This is a genomic window from Streptomyces sp. NPDC048416, from assembly GCF_043200435.1.
Taxonomy (GTDB): domain Bacteria; phylum Actinomycetota; class Actinomycetes; order Streptomycetales; family Streptomycetaceae; genus Streptomyces.
On the sequence record NZ_JBICXU010000025.1, the window covers coordinates 80,143 to 97,595 of the forward strand.

Consider the following 17,453-nt stretch of genomic DNA (forward strand, 5'->3'; position numbering starts at 1 on the left):
GCCGCTCGGTTACCTGCCCGCCGCCAGGGTGCGCAGGACATCGAACTCGTTGCCCTCCGGATCGGCCATGACCACCCAGCTCCGGCCGGGGCCCTGACCCACGTCCACCGTGGTGGCACCGAGGCCGAGCAGCCTGCTCACCTCGTCGTGGGTGCTGCCGTCGATCGGGCTGACATCGAGGTGGAGCCGCTCCTTCGCGGTCTTGCCCTCGGGCACCTGGATGAACACCAAGGTGGGCGGCGTCTGACGGGCCCGTACCTCCTCGACGGTCGGCACCCAGGAGCCGATCTCGACCTTGCCCTCACTCCGCTCGATCACCTGGAAATCCAGGACCTGACACCAGAAGTCCGCCAGCCTCTCCGGATCGCGGCAGTCAACGACCAGCTCAGTGAACCTACTTGTCACAACTCTCCCCCAACATCGCAAGGTACCTCTGCCTGTGGAACTGTGCCGCCCCCGGGACCGTGAAGAGTCTCCCGTGCCGGCCGGGCGCCTACGCACGCACCCCCTACGTCTGCGCGGGGGCCGCCTTTTCCAGGTCGTCAACGCTGCCGGACATGAGGGTCCTGATGTGGCCGGTGATGTGCTCCGCCGGCCAGTCCCACCAAGCAACCTCCAACAGCCGGGCAACCTCTTCCTCGTTGTGGCGGGATCGGATGAAACGGGCCGGGTTGCCGCCGACGATCGCGTAGTCGGGCACGTCCGAGGTGACCACGGCCCCCGTGGCGATGATCGCGCCGTGCCCGATGCGGATGCCGGGCATCACGGTGACGCCGTGCCCGAACCAGACGTCGTTGCCGACGACGGTGCCCCCGCGGTTGGGCAGACCGGTGAGCAGGTCGAACTGTTCGGCCCATGACCCGCCCATGGTGGGAAAGGGGAACGTCGAAGGGCCGTCCATCCGATGGTTGGCGCCGTTCATGATGAACCGCACCCCGGTGCCCAGCGCGCAGAACTTCCCGATGACCAGTTTCTCCGGCCCGTAGTGGTAGAGCACATTGCGCGTCTCGAACGCGGTCGCGTCATCCGGATCGTCGTAGTAGGAGTACTCCCCGACCTCGATCAACGGCGAGGTGACCAACGGCTTCAGCAGTACCACGCGCGGATGGTCGGGCATGGGGTGCAGCACGGTCGGGTCGGCGGGGCAAGGGGTGTTCACACATGTCTCCTGTTCACTCCTGCGGACGGGCCGCAAGAGTAACCGGAGTGTCAGGACTGGCCCTTGCCCCGCGATGCCTCGGTGTGGGCTTCGGCATGGGTGACAGAGGGTGATGCCTGGAGCGGAAGGGGGAAGGAGAACGATCCAGACGCTAGGGAGGTCGCTGTGGAGCGTGATCGGATTGTGCTGGCGGAAGTGCTGGCTGCGGCGGAGGCCGCGGCGCCGGTGCGTTCGCTCGATGTCGTGGCGCACAACCTGCGGAAGCGGTTCGGCGCGCGGTATGTGTCGTTCCTGTTTGTCGATGTCGTCGGCAGACGGCTGTTGCGGGTCAATGAGGAGGGGGCAGGACGACAGGAGCGCGGGGCTGAGCAGATCCCTCTGGACGGCGGCGTCTACAACGAGGTGCTGCGCACGCAGAAGGTGGTGGCGGTGGCGAACGGTACTCGCGAGCAGCGGGTGTTCGCGCCGGTCTCCAATCGCGGCGACGCGGTCGGTGTGCTGGAGGTGCGCCTGGCCCACGTGACTCAGGATGTGCTGGAGCAGGTTGAGGAGGTCGCGCACGCGCTCGCGTACATCATCGTCACCGACCGCCGTTTCACCGACCTCTACCACTGGGGCAACCGGACCGCCTCGGTCACTCTGGCCGCGGAGATCCAGCGCCAGCTGCTGCCCTCGGCACCTTCTTGCGAGTCCGCGGAGTTCGCACTCGCCGGGGCGCTGGTTCCCGCTTCCGACATCGCCGGTGACACCTACGACTACAGCCTCGACGAGGACACCCTGCACCTGTCCATCACCGATGCCATGGGCCACGACGTCGACGCCTCCCTGATGGCCACCCTCCTGGTCAACGCCTCCCGCGGCGCCCGCCGCGCCGGAACCGACCTGGCCGAACAGGCCCGCCGGACGCACCAGGCCCTCCTCGATCACGGCCGCCGCACCTTCGCCACCGGCCAGCTCCTGCGCATCGCCCTGGACGGAAGCAGCGCGCAACTTATCAACGCCGGCCACCTGTGGCCGCTCCGGCTGCGTGACGGGGCAGTCGAGGAGATCAAACTCCACGTCAACCTTCCGTTCGGCGTTCCCGTACAGGGCGCCTACGAGGTGCAGGACCTGGACCTGCGCCCCGGTGACCGTCTCATGCTCTACACCGACGGCATGCAGGAACGGAAAGCGTCAGCCGTCGACTTGCGTGGACTCCTGAGCGACACCGCCACGGAACATCCCCGCGAGGTCGTCAGGACCATGGTCACCGCGGTCCGCGACGCCTGCCACGACCTCGTGCAGGACGACGCCAGCGTGCTGTGCCTGGACTGGCACGGCCCCCGCCGCGAAGAGTGCGACCCCGCCGCCCTGGCGCCGTAGGCACCGCGCGCGACGTCCATTTTGGCCTGTACGCCGGGATCGGGTGGCGGCATCCCCTCGACCGGCCGTGGGCGGCTGCGATGGTGGTGCGGAAAATGAGTTGGGGCGCGGGGCCGCGGTCGGTACCGTGGGGGAGAACGTGACAGACCACTGGGAGGTGAGACCCGTGAACGCAGTAAGCAGGTGGGTGCTCCCTCCCGTCGTCACGCGGGGCGGCTGACGCAGGTGTCGCCGGGAGTGCCGCACGAACAAGCACTCCGAAAGGCAGCACCCCATGAATTCTTCGCACTTCGCACCGAACCCCGCCGGGCACGCGATCGTGGTCACCCGCGTCGCGGAACAGGAGTGGCAGGCGGTCGCCGACGACCGCGTAGTGGGACGCGGTGACGCCGCCCACCGGTTCGACGGCCGGCTCTTCATCAGCGTCGACGCCTGGCACGAGGCGGCATTCGACCGGCTCGCCGCCGCGATGCTGGCGGACCTGCCGGCGCCGCTCCACACCGTGGTCGATGAGACCGACCTCGCCCTGACGTCCCATTGGGAGCGCTCCGGCTTCAGGACCCTGCGCCGGGAGCGGGAATACCTCGTGCCCACCGACCCGGCGATCACGGGGCTGAGCTCTGTACGACCGCCGGCGGGCATCACGATCGTGCCCGCCGGTGAGGCGCAGGAGGGGCCGCTGCGCGCGTTGGACCGTACGATCCGCGACGAGATCGACGCCACGGTGGGCTGGCAGACCATGCCCGCCGAAGTACTGCCCCGGCCGGCCGGCAGCACCGTGGTGGACCCGTCGCGGTATGTGGTCGCGGCCCAATCCGGTGCGTACGTCGGGCTGCTGCGGGTCGCACCGGTGCCCCGGCGGCAGCGGATCGGGCTGATCGCGGTCCGGGCCGACCGGCGCCGCCGCGGCATCGCCCGGGCGATGCTGGCCCAGGCCCTGCTCTCCTTGCACGACGCCGGAGAGGGCACGGCCCGGGCCGAGGTGGACGTGTCCAACGGCCCCGCCGAGGCACTGTTCGAAGGCGTGGGTGCCCAACGCGCGGGCGGCAACCTGGAATTGGTCCGCGACTGACGCCCAGCACGCTCGTGTCCACGCCGCGCCCGCGACGTACCGCACGGCCGCGCTTCCCCCGCAACCCCATCAGTCTCACCGTCACCGAGTAGATCCCCGAATGGAGAAGTGACAGATCTTGACCAGAACACCTAAGGGCATCGAAATCGAGGGCACCGTCCTCGAATGCCTGCGCAACGCCACCTTCACGGTGGAACTGCAGAACGGGCACCACGTGCTCGCGCACATCAGCGGAAAGATCCGGAAGAACTACATCAAGATCCTTCCGGTCGACCGGGTGCTCGTGGAACTCAGTCCGTACGACCTCACGCGCGGCCGGATCGTCTACCGGTACCGGTCCTAGTTTCCGCGAGCCGCGCCGAGCGGCCCCCCACCTCCCGCCCGGGGCCCCGGCGCGCACAGCCCCTGGAAGGCTGACGCGCCGGCCGCCCCGGCGGCGGCGCACCGGCTCCGGGCCCGGACTATCCGGGGTGCACCGGCACGACGCAGGTGTCGTCGTGGGCCGGCGCGTGACCCGTCGGCCAGGCCACCCCCTCGAACACCAACGTCCGGGCGCCGGGGTCCAGGCGCACCACGGACAGCGCCTTGTTGTACGGATTGCCGGCGTTGGTCAGACAGATCCAGCCCCCGGCGCCTGGCACGCGCAGGTCGGAGTTGAGCTTTCCGAGGTCCCTCACGACGCGATCGGCCGTGGGGACCTCCTGCCCGCTGGTGTGGACCGCGCGCGCCAGCGCCCGGCTGGCGGTCAGGACGACGTCGTAGGTGACGATGGTTCGCCCGTCGTCGAGGTTCACCGGCCCGATCGGCCCCGTCCGGTCGGCGATGCCGCGGCGCAGCGCGTTCATCGCGTCCTGGGCCTGCCGCAAGTAGAGCGGAGGGTCCTGCCCCTGTGTTCTCGGGTCGCTCCGCCACTTGGCGAGCTCGGTACTCCACGCGTCGGGGTGCGCCGGGGCGGCGTAGCGGATGGTGACGGACGGCTTGCCCGATCCCGGGTCGCCCCGCAGCAGCGCACGGTCACGGTCGTCAAGGCGCTCGTCGAGCGTGGTGGCGTCGGAGCCGGTGATCACCGTGTACGACGTCTTCTCACCGCAGTAGGTGGTGGCCAGTTTCTCCACGAAGAGCCTGAGGTGGAAGGCGCGGCCGGCGAAGTACACGACATGGGTACGGGAGCGGCAGATGTTGGCGGCGAAGTCCTCGAACTCGTTCGGCGTGACCCCCGCCTCCTCGACGCCGGGGGACTCGAAGCGCATGTCCTGGACCCCGCCGTCCTCGTTCCGCCGGGCCTCGGCGAACGCGTCGCGCAACGAGCGGTCGTAGTCGTCGCCCGGCCGGTCGTCGGCGACCATCGCCGTGTTCGCGCCCGCCAGTTCCGGGTCGAAGGCCAGCAGCGCCCGGGCCTGGTCACGGGAGGTGGACACGACACGGGCCAGGCCGGGGTACGGGACGGTGTCGGTGCCCTCGGGGTTGGCGAAGTCGTCCGCCGTCACGACACTGGCCACCGCCGGGAGGTGCAGGGTACGGGTCACATACGTCAGGGCTTCCTTGGTCCTGTCGAGACTGAGGTTGAAGCCCACCACGACCCGCAGCTCCGGCTCCTCGGCGGTGAGCTGGTCGACCGTCCCGCGCCAGCGCCCGTAACCGTCCCCCGGGTTCGCGAGGACGAGCCGGATCGCGGGTTTCACCGCGTCCGCGCCGTTCGCCGCCACCTGTGCGAGGTAAGCCCCCTGGACCTCGCTGAGGATTTGGCGCTGGACGGCGGGGTTCGCCGACTGCAAGGGGATGAGCAGGGCGACGGTCGCGTGCTTGCGGCTTGCGACCGCCTTGTTCTGCTCGGCGATGCGCGCGAACACCTCGGGCATTCCCCTGACGTCGGGCATGAACACACCGGTCCCGTCGGAGACGCCCACGCATTCGCCGCCGTGGACCTCAAGTCCCTTGCCGCAGCTCGCGGGTTCGCGGAAGAACGCGACGTAACCGCCCATCGCGGCGGCGACGACCGCGAGGCAGGTGACCATCGCGGTCACCGGCCCCAGGATGCGCGCGCCCGGCGCGGCGGGCGGGCCGGGCACGTCGCCGAGGGTGATCTGGACGAGTCGGCTGGGCAGCGGGTCGCTCTCGCCCCGTGCCCGCCGCGCGGCGACGTCCTTGCGCTCCTTGAAACGTCCCGGGATCGCGTCGGCGAGGCCGTCCGCCGCGACGGCGGGCCTGGCGCCCACCAGCGGCCCTGCCCGGCCCGGACGCGACGTGGTGACCACCACCGGGTACACCCGCAGGGCCCGGCACTCGCCGTCGTACGCCTCCAGCATCCGGTCCCGGATAACCCGTCGCGCGGGAACGGTGTCCACGTCCGGCAGGAGGACGACGGGCCGACGGGCCCGGTTGAGGCGGCGCACCGTGCCGTAGTGCGCGTCGATGTCGGCCAGCAGGGCCTCCACCAGCAGGCGTTGTTTCTCATGAGCCGGCCGGGTGCGCCAGCCGTCCAACTCCTCGCAGACCGCTTCGAAGGTGCGCAGCCCCACAAACCTCCTCGCGCGAAACCAGCGCACGGTGCGGCGGTGCGGCACCCGCAGGAGGTTGGGCACCTTCAGCAACAGGCCCAGCAGACCGCCGAGTTGCTGGGTCACGTACGGATCCTGGATCAGCGGGTCCAGCCGGGGCCGGGCGTCGGGCATCGTGTGCCGCCGCTCCTGCGAGATCGCCTCCTTGATCTGCCCCTTCAGGTCGCCCATCCGCCGGGCGTGGAAATGCTCCGGCGTCGGCCGCCAGTCGTACAGCGCCGTACGAGCGGCGGCGAAGCGCGGGAAGACCACGGGCAGACCGTGGGCCACGATGCCGCCGTATCCACAGCCCTCGACGATCGCCTGCAACTGCTCGACGACCTGCCGCTCCTGGCTCGCCTCCGGCTCGACATCGCTCGGGTTGTTGACCGGAACGATGCCGCGGTACTGCTTGAGCAGGTCGGCGAGCCACTGCCGGACGGGCTCGCTCCCGCCCTCGACCTGGAGCACCAGCGCCCCGGCTCCCCGCTCGAAGCGCACCCGCCGACGCGAGAACCGCTCCCTGAAGGTGAGGTGTGAGATGACCGCGTCCAGCCGCACCCGTGCTCCCCGATTTCGGACGTCGAATCGCTGAGCACTATAGAAGTCAATGCCCTCTCGCCTGGGGCAAGTTGCTCATATGCGAGCCAGATGTTCACGATCGGTCAGTATGGGACAAGTGCGGTCCGCGCTGAGCTCGTGCCGCCCGGTCGACCGGAAAGGCGCGTTCCGGCCCGGCCCGCAACGCGGCTCCGAAGGCCGGCCTCGCCTCCTGTCCCGCCGCCGTTGCGCCACCGGCGGTTCCCGGGTTCCGGGCGGGACGACCACACGTACAGACGCTTGCCGACGCCCGCGTCGGCCCCGTGCTACCCGAGCAACGCTTCCACCCCGGCGGCGAAGCCCAGTACCTCGGCGGCGCTGAGGGACCAGGCGCGGGCGGTGAGGCGGTGCAGAGTCTGGACGAGGAGGACCGAACCCTCGGGAAGCGGCTCGATCGTCAGCCGGCTGGTGGCCTGCCAGGTGTGGTGCCGGTCGGGACCGGCCGTGGCCGGCGTCAGCGCGCGGGCCGCGTCGATGAGATGCGTGTCCCCGTTCAACCGGCTCGTGGCCGTGGGGTCGCCCGTGAAACCCGCGGGCGCGGCCCCGGCGGGCGCGCTCAGTTCGAGGGGAGAGGGGACCGGTGCGGTCATGGGCACCGCATAGAAAAGGTGGCCCAGACCCAGGCTGCGCCGGAATCCCGAGCGGCCTGCCATGAGGGAGGCCCGGAGTTCGAAGCGCCTGGGTGACGTGGTGTCGACGTAGAGAAAGCAGTGGGTCGGCGCGGGCATATTGCTGAAGCGGGCACGCGGCGGAAGGAGGCTGCCGGCCGGTGTACCGGTGCTTGCGGCCGGCATGGTTACGGTCAACGGCGGTGCGGCGAGGCCGAGTTCGTCGGCCAGCGCGGCGGCGATGGCGACGGCGGCGTGCTCCGCGGTGGCGTTCCGGCCGGTCCAGATCGCGGCGGGCATGGCGGGTCTCCTTACGCACTCAGGACAGGCCGGACGGTCGAGACAGGCCGGACGGTCGAGACAGGCCGGACGGTCGGGGCAGGCCGGGAGGTCGGGGCTGGGGAGGGGGCGGTCAGAAAAGGTCGGGCGGTCGAGAAAGGCCGGGCAGTCGGGAAGGCCGGGCGGTAGGGACAGGCCGGGCGGTAGGGAATGGCCGGGCGGTAGGGACAGACCGGGCGGTAGGGAACGGCCGGGCGGTAGGGACAGACCGGGCGGTAGGGAACGGTCGGGCGGTCAGGACAGGCCGGCCGCTTCCTGGCGGGCCTGGGCCGCCTGCTGCCCCTGCCCCGCCGCGTCCAGGAGCGCGCCCTGCCGTACCAGGGCAGCCCTGCGTTCCGCGTGGAACCGTCCCGGCCGGGCCTCGGTGAGCACGCGCCAGGCGCCGGCGGCCTCCCCGGCCCGGGCAAGCGCCTCCGGCCCCCTGCCCTGAGCGGCCAGTTCGTCGCGGCTGCGGTCCAACTGCCGGGCCTGGCGCAGCAGCGTCCGTGTGGGGTCTTCGGCCGGGACCGGGGCGGCGGCCTCCTCACGGGCGACCCTGCGCCTGCGCACGGTCACGCTGAGGTAGCCGACCAGGGCGATCAGTCCACCGGTGATCACGACGGAGACCAGTTTGTGCAGAAGCTCATTCATGGAGGCACCCGGTTACTCGCTGAGGATGCGTACCCGCAGGTACGTGCAAGGGACATGGCAGGCGCACGACTTGTCGCTCGGCGTCTTGCGCCTCCCACTGTCGCGGCAGGCGCTGAAATGGCGATGAAACCGTGGCGCCGGGCCCGGCCGTCTTCGCGGTCAGCAGCCGTCCTCGGCACAAAAGTGTTCGGCTCGGAGATGTTCGGTTCGGAGGTGTTCGGTTCGGAGGTGTTCGGCGAGCGCCCGGAACACGAAGAGGTTCGGGACCTTGGACACCCTCGTCCCGAGCCCGCGCTCCCGGCCCCCGGTGGTGACCGTGAGGACCCCCTGGCGTACGCCGAAGTCCTGCACCTGGTGCCACGGTGTGCGCAGGGTCCCGGACCCCATGTGGTCCGCGGTCGTCCAGAGGTCACCGAAGGAGACGCGCTCACCCCGGTGCAGTGCGGCCAGCGCACGGGGGAGCTGCGCACGGGTGACGGCTCGGCGCAGCTCGTACTCCCATGACAACAGGGCGCCGCCGCCCAAACCGCCTTGCAGCACCAGGCACTTGCCCTCGATGTCGGTGAGCGTGTGCACGAGTCCGGTGCCGGCCGGCGCAGAGCAGCGCGGTGGGGCGCTGGGCCGGAATACGGACGTGGTGTCGTAACGGACGACCCGGATCCGGGCCCCCACGGCAACGGTCATCCCGTGCTCGTACAGGTCGAGCCGCGCGTTCGAGGCCGTCTCCGTCGGGAGGGCGCGGGCACGGGCACGGATACGGATACGGACACGGGCCGACAGGCGGCGGACCGCCCGGTGCAGGCCGGCCCGTGTGCGGGAGCGGTACGCGCGCGCCGCGTGGGTGGTCAGGCGCCTGCCGAGGCGTGCGCGGCCGGCCGCCGCCGAGATCCGGGCCAGCAGCAGCTCTTCACTACGGGTGCGTGGCGTCGGCCCGCTCATGGCGCGGTCGGCGCGAGGCCGGCCTCGCACCCGTGCGTGATCGCCCGGTGCGCCTGCCGCAACATCCGGCCCGGCGCCACCCCCAGCTCATCGGCAAGCCGACGGCGGGTGCGCTCGAACACGGCCACCGCGTCGGCCTGCCGGCCGCTGAGGCACAGGGCGCGCATCAGCATCGCGCCGACGAGTTCGTCCAGCGGCCGGGCCACGGACAGCGCCCACAGCTCGTCCACCGCCTCGCCGTGCCGGCCGAGCCGCAGGTGCAGGTCCGCCTTGCGCAGGGTGAGGCCGGTCCTTCGCCCGTCGAGCCGCAGCCGCTCCATCTCCGCGAAGGGGCCCGGAAGTCCGGCCAGTGGCTCCCCGTGGAACAGGTCGAGCGCCTGCGCGCAGACGCGGACCGCCTCGGTCAGTTCCCCGGCCTGCTCGGCCGTGCCGGAGGCGGCGACCAGGTCCTCCAGGCGGGCCAGGTCCACCTCGACCGCGCCGGGGACGAGCCGGTAGCCGCACCGGTCGTGCCGGATCACCGAGTCCGTACGGTTGTCGACGTGCAGGACCTTGCGCAGCCGGTAGATGTACACCGGCACGACTTTGGTGAGCGGTGGCTCCAACCCCCAGACGTCGTCCAGGAGTTCGTTCTTGCTGACGGTCCGGTCCCGGCACAGCGCCAGTCTTGCCAGTACGGCTTGCTGACGACGGTGTCCCAGGTCCACCGGTTGCCCGTCCCGCCAGGCCCGCAGCGGCCCGAGCACGGAGATCCGTACCGGCTGTTCCTGGGCGCGATGGACGGCCGCCCGCTGCTGCGGACGGACCGCCGTGCGGGGGCCCCGTCCCGGCACGACCAGCCCGCTGTCGAAGGCGTGCACGATGGCCGCGGCCCGGTCGCGCAGTCCGAGCTTGGCGAGGATCTGGCCGAGGTGGGCCCCGACCGCGTTCTCGGGGAGGGCGAGTGCGAGTGCGGTCTCCTCGTCCGTCAGGCCGCAGCCGATCGCACGCAGCACCTCGCTCTCCTGGTACGTGAGTTCGGTGACGGCCGGTCGGCCGAGGGTCGCGGTCGGCGGCATGGCGGGCTCTCCTGACAGCAGGGAACGGGCGGTCGCCACCGACGCTGCTTCCGGGGAGCGCAGACGGACAGGCCGAGCGACCGGCCGTATCCGGCCGGTGGCCGCGCTAAAGTCCCTCACCTGGGGAAATCGACATGCCGGCGGAAGGCCGAGACCCGTGACCAGTGAGTTCAGCGCGCTGTTGAAAAGGTTCCGGCATGAAGGGAACCTGACACAGGAGGCGTTGGCGGAACGCGCCGGAGTGGGCGTCCGCACCATTCGCGGGCTTGAGACCGGCGAGCGCGCCGACCCGCGGGTGACCACCGTGCGGCTGCTGGCCGACGCGCTCGGGCTGAACTCCGACGAACGCGAACGGCTCCTGGCGTCCGCCGTCCGGCCGACCGCGGACGGCGAGAGCCCGGCGGAGCCGCCCACCCCGGACGGCCCCTCCGGAGAGGCGGCGGGCGATCGTCCGGGATCGCCGTTGCACCAAGGCCTCGCCGATCTCTGCGATCAGGTCGCCCAGACGGTGGCCGCCCGGTGGCGGCGCGAGGAGGAACAGCGGCAGGTCCACGACCCCTATCCGCTGCCGGTGCGCTGGCGGCCGGTGGCGGAGGAGCTGACCGACCACTGGGCCAACGTCCGCCGCCGGCCCCCGGGAAGCGCTGACGAGCCCCTGGATCTGAACGGACAGCTGGACGCGATCGTGGACGTGTACCGCCGGATCCCGTCCGGACGGCTTGTGGTGCTGGGGCGCTCGGGCTCGGGCAAGACGATCCTCACGGTCCGGTTCGTCCTGGACCGGCTGAAGTCCCGAGGGCGCACCGACGCCGTGCCGGTGATCTTCAGCATCGGCTCGTGGGACCCGACCGCCGTCGCGTTCCGGGACTGGCTCGCCGCGCAACTGACTCGCGATCACCCCGGGCTCGGCGCCCCCGGTCCCGACGGAACGAACCTGGCCGGCGCGCTCGTCGAGGCCGGACGGATCCTTCCCGTTCTCGACGGCTTCGACGAAATCGCCGACGGTCTGCGCCGCCCCGCGCTGGAAGCCCTCAACGCCAGCACCCTGCCGTTGCTTCTGACGAGCCGCCCCGCCGAGTACGCCGCCGCGGTCGCCGAGACCGATGTCCTCACCTCCGCCGCAGCCGTCGAACTGACCGATCTCACCCTGGACGATCTGTCCGCCTACCTGCCGCGCACCACCCGTAAGGTCCCCGGCCAGGGACGCACGGTGACGGCTTGGGAGCCCGTCCTGCGCGCACTGCGCGAGCGGCCGTGCGGCCGGGCGGGCGCCAACCTCGGCGCGGTGCTCACCACCCCGCTGATGGTCGCACTCGCCCGCGCCATCTACAGCGACGCCCCCGGCAGCGACCCGGCGACACTCCTGGACACGGGCCGCTTCGCCACCCCGGAGGAACTGGAGGACCATCTCCTTGAGAACTTCACCGCCGCCGCCTACCGCGCGCGTCCCGGGCACCGCACCGCCATGGGGCCGCTCCGCACGTGGGACCCGGAGCGCGCCCGGTACTGGCTCGGCTACCTGGCCCACCACCTGGACCGGCTGGACACCCCCGACCTGGAATGGTGGCGTCTCGGCCACGGAATGCGCCGCGGCACCCGCACCCTGGTGACCGCGCTGGCCGCCGGCCTGGCCATCACACTCGTCGACATCGTCGCCGGCATCCCCTTCGACGCGCTCGCGTACCAGCTCATGGACGCGCCAGTGGTGGGACTTTTGGCCGGGCTCCTGTTCGGGATCGCGTACTGGGTGATGGTCGCGGCCAAGAACACGGCCGTGGAGCCGTCCGCAGTCCGGATGAAGCTCCGCGGCAGGGAGCGAAGAACAGGGCGGCGCTCCCTGCGCCGCCTGCTCACGGGGGTTCTCTGCGGCCTGCTCTTCGGGGTGGGATACGGCTTCGTCCGCGGGATGGTCAACGGCGCCCTGTTCCACGCCGCCCTCGCGGACGTCCTGGCCGGAAGCCTCGGTGACGGCATCATCTACGGTCTGATGTTCGCCCTTGCCGCGGGCCCCACCCTCGGGCTGCTCACCCTCTTCGAAACACCTCTCGACCTCCGCTCCGCCGTCAATCCGGTCAGCCTGCTGCGGACCAACGGCCGCACGGTCGCCGCCCAACTCCTCGTCTGGGCGCCGACGTTCGGCCTTCTCGTGGGCTTCGGCTCGATGGCGGTGGTCCGTGCCGCGTCGGCGATCCTGGGCCCGGTCGTCTGGAACGGAACGGCCGCGCTCAAGCTCGGCATCATCAGCGGGCTGGGCGGCGCCCTCGGCTACGCGGTCAGTCTGACCTCATGGGGACAGTGGACGGTGTTCTCCCGGATCTGGCTGCCGCTGACGGGCCGGCTCCCGTGGCCCGTCCTCGCCTTCCTGGAGGACGCCTACCAGCGAGGCGTACTCCGTCAGGCAGGCGCGGTCTACCAATTCCGCCACGCCCGCCTCCAGGACCATCTCGCCCGCGCCTATCGCCACGGATGACGAAGCCCTGATCCGGAAGCCCTGATCCGGAAGCCCTGATCCCGAAGCTCGGACCCTTCAGTACGCCCCCCATTTGAGCTGCCCATTCGGCTGACGGACGTGGCGTAGCGTCCGGTTGCGGGAAGTGGACCCTCATGACCTGTGAGCCACCGTCCGACCGGCCGCGCGTGAGGCACCGACCGGCGGCTGTCGGCGTCGACGCGGCAGCCCGCCCCGCTGCCGGACGGCGCCGGGCCGCCTTCACTCTGCTGGTCGTTGCGTCGGTGGTGTACAACGACTGGCTCCTGGAGTTCCTGGTGCCGACCGGACTCGACCCCGCCAATTCGTACGTCAGTGAGACATTCGCAGCCGATCAGCCGCACCGCGTTCTCTTCAGCGGCATCGAACTCACCTGTGCCGCTCTGCTGGTCGCGGCAGCGCTGTGCATGTACGGGGAGAGCGCGCGGACACCGGCCCGGGCCGGGTGGGTGGCGATCGGCGCATTCGGTGGGTTCTCCACCCTGGATGTGATGGTGCCGATGCGGTGTGCGCCGTCGCTCGGCGGTGGCTGCGAAGCGGTCAATCCCTGGCACACCACGACCAGCGGCCTCGTTCACTTCGCGCTGTTCGCCTCGATGGCGTTGTTCGTCGCGGATGCGCGACGGCGCAACGGGGTCAGCCACGGCCCCGTCCATCGGTGGGGTCCGTGGCTCCTGCTCTTCTCGATGGCCGCCGCCCTGGCCACCGTCGGCCCTCTGTTCGGTCACCCGGGCGGCCAGGGTGTCGCCCAGCGCCTGCATCTGCTGACCGTCGGCCTCTGGTTCCTGCTGCTGGCAGCCGGACTGCGGCCACGCGCGGTTTCGCTCACGGACGAGCCTGGTTCCGGCCCGTCGGCAGCCGGCACCGGCACCCCCGCGCCCACGTCAACGCCCGCGCCCACGCGAGCCGGGCGTTCAGCCACGCCGAAAGGGGTCAGTCGGCGAGGGCTTGGCGGAGGGTTTCGTGGCAGTCGATGACGGAGTCGATGCCGACGATCCTGAGGGTACGCATCACCGTCTCGTTCGCCGCTGCCAGGCGCAGCCAGCCGCCGGCTTCGCCGAGGTCGCGGCGGGCGGTGATGAGGATGTTGAGTCCCGTGGAGTCGAGGAAGGTGACCTGGCGCAGGTCGACAACGAGGCGCGGACGGGGAGTGTCCACGATGTCCAGCGCCCTGCGCAGTGCCTCGCCGGTGTCGTAGTCGATCTCTCCGGCCAGGGACACCACCCGGATTCCACCCGTGGAGGTGGAGACGACCGAGAGCTGGCCGGCCTTGTGGGCCGGCCCGGTGCTTGTCATCTCTTGTTCTGCCATGGCGGCGATCCTGGCACATGCACGGGCATCGGGGCACCGGCGGTTCGTGGGGAAGGGAGCGTGCTGCGGGGCGCACGGCGCCTACGGGCGTGAGCGGCACGAACGCGGGTAGACGTCGGCGATGGGAAGGCAAGGGCGGAGCGGTATGACGAACCCTGTCACCGCACGGCTTTGCCCCGCCGAGCAGCTGGAAGGCGGCCCGGTCGCATAGCGCGATGGAGCCTTCGGCCGCACGCCATGAGGGGGCAGGGGCCGTCTCCCGTGGGGGCTCGGCGAGCGCGTGATGATCACCACAGGGCCGAGCCGAGCCCGGACGGCCCTGTGCGCGTGCGTGTGGGTGAGGTCATGAAGGAGTCCGGGGATCCCGAGGCTGATTCGGAGGCCGATCAGTTCCTGGTGCGTTGCTGTTCAGTTGCTGTCCGGCCCGGTCCATGAGCTTGACGAAACATGCTGGACGTCAGGGAGCGGGGGGAGTTGACGGGGCGCCCGGCTCGTCGTGGTGGACGTGGAGTTCGCCGTTCATGACCGTATAGACGGTGCCGTGGTCTTTGGCCGTGTTGGTCTGCGTCGGTCCGCTCTCCTCCGCAACTGCGGCTGCGGCTGCGGCTGCGGGCGTGGGCGTGGTGGGTGTGTCGGGTGCGGGGGGCGAGTGGCGGACCTCCACGCGGTTGTCGTTCCCGGCCACGACGGGACCGGAGGCGCTGCCGCCGATGCGAATGCTGTTACGGGCCATGGGTGTCTCCTCAGGAGGGGATCCGGCAGGCGAGGCGTCGGCGGTCACGGCTCGCGGGTCAGCTGGCGGACCGTTCCGCAGGTGTAACACTGGATGTCCGGGTTTCCCGACGTCATCTCGGTGACCGCTTGGGCGGTGTTGCCACCCGGGCCGAGCGTGATCGTCGTGGTCGCGTCGGCGATGGGCCGGCAGGAACCGGCGGAGTTGTCGTAGACGGCGTCCGGGGCGCTGTAGCTGCCATTGCTTCCGCTGAAGCGGAGGGTGCTCATGATGCCGCAGGAGTTGGGCCCGGCGTTGGTGTAACTGCCATGGCCCGCGTCCACGAAGATGTACTTGCCGCCGTCACTGGTCTGCCACGTCCCGGCGAGCCCGGTGCCGGACGAACTGGACGACCCGGACGAGCTGGAGTCGTCCGACGACTGGGCCTGGTGTACGGCGACTCCACCGACGGCCACGACGATGACCACCGCGACCACCTTCATGAGCGCGGCCATTCCTGCCGCGGAGCTCGCCGCGGCGGATGCCCCGACGGCGGACGTCCCGACCGCTGCCGCCCCCGATCCCGTCGCCCCTGCCGCACTCGCTGCCCCCGCATGCGTCACACCGGCCGAGTGCGCCGCGATACCGCCGCCCTTCACCACGCCCGCCTTGGCGGCAATGCCATGAGCGGCTGTCGAGGTGTGGGCGCCGGCGACATGGGGAGCGGCCATGTGCGAGGCCCCGGTGGCATGGGGAGCGGCCACATGCGATGCGCCGGTGGTGTGCTGGGCGGCCGCCTGGTGCACTCCGGCGGGGTGGTGGGCCGCCGTCACATGCTGTGCCCCTGCCTGGTGCGCGGTGGCGGAGTGCTGCGCTGCCGCATGGTGCGCTCCTCCGGGGTCCATCGCCGACGCCCCCGACCCGTGTGCGGCCCCGCCCTGTGCGGCCCCGCCGTGTGCCGTCGCACCATGTGCGGCTCCACCATGTGCGGCTCCACCCTGTGCCGTCGCGCCGTGAGTTGTCGCGCCATGTGCGGCGGACGGGTCTGGGCCGGTGGGCTGCAAGGACTGTGCGGCCCCGCCGTCCGTGTGCGGCACCGGGGCCGGGGCTGCGCCCGACGGCGGAGGCACATACTGCTGCGCCCCCGCCGCCGCGTGGGCCCCATGGACATTGCCCAACTGGCGCCACAGGACAGCAGCCTCCGTGAGCAGCACGGCCGACAGGACCCGCCGCCCGGTGAGCAGATTGCGGATGCCTTGTTCATGGGTGAAGTACGCGACTGCTTGGCGGTCTCCGGCATGCTGGGCCGCCGGGAGGCCACGTTCGAGGAGGCGGCCCCAGACGCCGAAGCGCAGGGAGCGGGCCAGCGCGGGGGAGGCGGCCCGGACGATCGCTACCGCGAGCTCGGGCCGCCCGGCCTCCTCGGCCAGCTCGGCGACCCGTTCCAGCGCCCGGGCATGCCGCGCGACCTGCGCGGCGGTCGTGGAGCGGCGCCCGATCCACCCGGCGAAGTGCTCACACAGCAGCTCGACCGGGACCGGTGCCAGGTTGCGCTCCCGCAGCGCCGGTACGACGTCGGGCAGGGCGCGGTAGCCGCCCTCCGTCGCCTCGGCCAGGCCGAGGCCGGTCAAGCGGGCGCACACCGCCGTCGGATCGGCGATCCCGGCGAGGGCCGCGATGTGGGCGGGATCCAGTTCGGCATCGCCGAGGGTGGTCAACAGGTGCAGCGCGCCCAGTGGTTCGCCCTCCAGCCGGTCGAAGAGGAGGGGGAGCAGGTCGGCGACCTGGCCGGGACGGGGCAGGACGGCATGGCCTTGCGGGTTCGGGCCGCTGAGGGCGGCCGCACGCAGCAGCAGCAGCGGCCGGCCGGTCGCGGTGTCCCACAGGGCGGCCGCGGTGTCCTGCTCGGCCTGCGTCACCACGGGCCTGCCGAGTTCCCGCGCCAGTAGCTCCAGCGCGACCGCCTGGCTGATTCCGTCGAGGCGCAGCGAAGTGCCGTCGCCGAGGAGCGCTCGTTCCCGGCCGGCGACGACGAAGGTGGCGTCGGGGGCCGCGTCCATGAGGGTGCGTAGACCCTCCGCGCTGAACTCGGCGTTGTCGACGTAGACGGTGAACCGCAGGCCGATCATGAGGCGGCGCAGTTCAGGGCTCGAAGGGGCGTAACCCTGGGCCTCGTAGCACGCCTCGAACATGTCCTGGGCGAGGTCCATGGGCTCACCCCGGGCGGCGTCGAGGAAGAGCACTCCGTCGCGTCCCGGTGCGAGGGTGCGGGCCGCGTGACGCAGCAATGCGCTCTTGCCGACTCCCGGTGCCCCCCACACCTGTACCGGGCCGCCCGCGCCGACGGCTTCCGCGAGCCGGGCCAGTTCGGCGTCCCGGCCCAGCGGCGGCGTCTGACGTCTGGGCAACAGCGCGACGTCGGACCTGCGTACGGGTGTGGGCCGTTCCCCCTCCACGAGCAACGTGACCGTCGAGCCGTGGTCGGCGCCGATGACCACGTTGTGGTTGCCCGCGATCACCGGGCCGCCGGCGTCACCCGCGATGTCGATCCGCTGCCCTGTGCCTTCGTCCGCCATGAGCACCCCCGATGAGCTGATCGCGCGCCCTGTTGCGCCCGTTCCTCACTGGCACGCTAGCC

At 71.4% G+C, this 17,453-nt stretch carries 15 protein-coding genes; 5 read left to right on the top strand and 10 right to left on the bottom strand.

Features of this window, described 5'->3' with window-relative positions:
- Positions 1-9 precede the first annotated feature (9 nt).
- Positions 10-405 (bottom strand): VOC family protein, encoded by a 396-nt coding sequence (locus tag ACGFW5_RS26550; RefSeq protein ID WP_393836790.1) that lies wholly within the window; start codon positions 403-405, stop codon positions 10-12.
- A 103-nt stretch (positions 406-508) separates the two neighbouring features.
- The gene (locus tag ACGFW5_RS26555; RefSeq protein ID WP_393836823.1) at positions 509-1,117 is read right to left on the bottom strand and encodes a CatB-related O-acetyltransferase; all 609 of its coding nucleotides are present in this window, start codon (positions 1,115-1,117) and stop codon (positions 509-511) included.
- 207 nt (positions 1,118-1,324) lie between these two features.
- Between ACGFW5_RS26555 and ACGFW5_RS26560 the strand changes: the two genes are divergently transcribed.
- The 3 genes from ACGFW5_RS26560 to infA all read left to right on the top strand — a co-directional run bounded on the left by ACGFW5_RS26560 (position 1,325) and on the right by infA (position 3,936).
- Positions 1,325-2,521 carry a PP2C family protein-serine/threonine phosphatase gene (locus ACGFW5_RS26560; protein ID WP_393836791.1) on the top strand — a complete coding sequence of 399 codons (1,197 nt, stop codon included), beginning with the start codon at positions 1,325-1,327 and terminating at the stop codon, positions 2,519-2,521.
- A 274-nt stretch (positions 2,522-2,795) separates the two neighbouring features.
- Positions 2,796-3,593: a GNAT family N-acetyltransferase gene (locus tag ACGFW5_RS26565; protein WP_393836792.1), complete on the top strand. Its 798-nt coding sequence runs from the start codon at positions 2,796-2,798 to the stop codon at positions 3,591-3,593.
- Positions 3,594-3,711: 118 nt separating this feature from the next.
- Complete coding sequence (gene infA / locus ACGFW5_RS26570) at positions 3,712-3,936, top strand: translation initiation factor IF-1 (protein ID WP_393836793.1); 225 nt, start codon at positions 3,712-3,714, stop codon at positions 3,934-3,936.
- A 118-nt stretch (positions 3,937-4,054) separates the two neighbouring features.
- Here infA and ACGFW5_RS26575 read toward each other — a convergent pair whose 3' ends face one another.
- The 5 genes from ACGFW5_RS26575 to ACGFW5_RS26595 all read right to left on the bottom strand — a co-directional run bounded on the left by ACGFW5_RS26575 (position 4,055) and on the right by ACGFW5_RS26595 (position 10,304).
- The gene (locus ACGFW5_RS26575; RefSeq protein WP_393836794.1) at positions 4,055-6,691 is read right to left on the bottom strand and encodes a hypothetical protein; all 2,637 of its coding nucleotides are present in this window, start codon (positions 6,689-6,691) and stop codon (positions 4,055-4,057) included.
- 305 nt (positions 6,692-6,996) lie between these two features.
- Complete coding sequence (locus ACGFW5_RS26580) at positions 6,997-7,638, bottom strand: hypothetical protein (protein ID WP_393836795.1); 642 nt, start codon at positions 7,636-7,638, stop codon at positions 6,997-6,999.
- A gap of 273 nt (positions 7,639-7,911) precedes the next feature.
- Positions 7,912-8,307, bottom strand: a complete 396-nt coding sequence (locus ACGFW5_RS26585; RefSeq protein WP_393836796.1) for a hypothetical protein — start codon at positions 8,305-8,307, stop codon at positions 7,912-7,914.
- A gap of 159 nt (positions 8,308-8,466) precedes the next feature.
- Positions 8,467-9,246 carry a DUF6585 family protein gene (locus ACGFW5_RS26590; RefSeq protein WP_393836797.1) on the bottom strand — a complete coding sequence of 260 codons (780 nt, stop codon included), beginning with the start codon at positions 9,244-9,246 and terminating at the stop codon, positions 8,467-8,469.
- Positions 9,243-10,304, bottom strand: a complete 1,062-nt coding sequence (locus ACGFW5_RS26595) for a BTAD domain-containing putative transcriptional regulator (protein ID WP_393836798.1) — start codon at positions 10,302-10,304, stop codon at positions 9,243-9,245. The genes ACGFW5_RS26590 and ACGFW5_RS26595 overlap by 4 nt, the downstream gene beginning before the upstream one ends.
- Before the next feature lie 157 nt (positions 10,305-10,461).
- Between ACGFW5_RS26595 and ACGFW5_RS26600 the strand changes: the two genes are divergently transcribed.
- Together ACGFW5_RS26600 and ACGFW5_RS26605 are read left to right on the top strand one after the other, a co-directional pair.
- Positions 10,462-12,774, top strand: a complete 2,313-nt coding sequence (locus ACGFW5_RS26600; protein WP_393836799.1) for a helix-turn-helix domain-containing protein — start codon at positions 10,462-10,464, stop codon at positions 12,772-12,774.
- A gap of 167 nt (positions 12,775-12,941) precedes the next feature.
- Positions 12,942-13,769: a DUF998 domain-containing protein gene (locus ACGFW5_RS26605; protein WP_393836800.1), complete on the top strand. Its 828-nt coding sequence runs from the start codon at positions 12,942-12,944 to the stop codon at positions 13,767-13,769.
- Here ACGFW5_RS26605 and ACGFW5_RS26610 read toward each other — a convergent pair.
- The 3 genes from ACGFW5_RS26610 to ACGFW5_RS26620 form a co-directional block, all read right to left on the bottom strand.
- Positions 13,726-14,103, bottom strand: a complete 378-nt coding sequence (locus ACGFW5_RS26610) for an STAS domain-containing protein (protein ID WP_393836801.1) — start codon at positions 14,101-14,103, stop codon at positions 13,726-13,728. The two genes, ACGFW5_RS26605 and ACGFW5_RS26610, sit on opposite strands and share 44 nt — an antisense overlap.
- Positions 14,104-14,560: 457 nt before the next feature.
- Positions 14,561-14,836 (bottom strand): hypothetical protein, encoded by a 276-nt coding sequence (locus ACGFW5_RS26615; RefSeq protein WP_393836802.1) that lies wholly within the window; start codon positions 14,834-14,836, stop codon positions 14,561-14,563.
- 44 nt (positions 14,837-14,880) lie between these two features.
- A complete protein-coding gene (locus ACGFW5_RS26620) occupies positions 14,881-17,391 on the bottom strand; it encodes an ATP-binding protein (RefSeq protein ID WP_393836803.1) in 2,511 nt (836 codons plus the stop codon).
- Positions 17,392-17,453 lie beyond the last annotated feature (62 nt).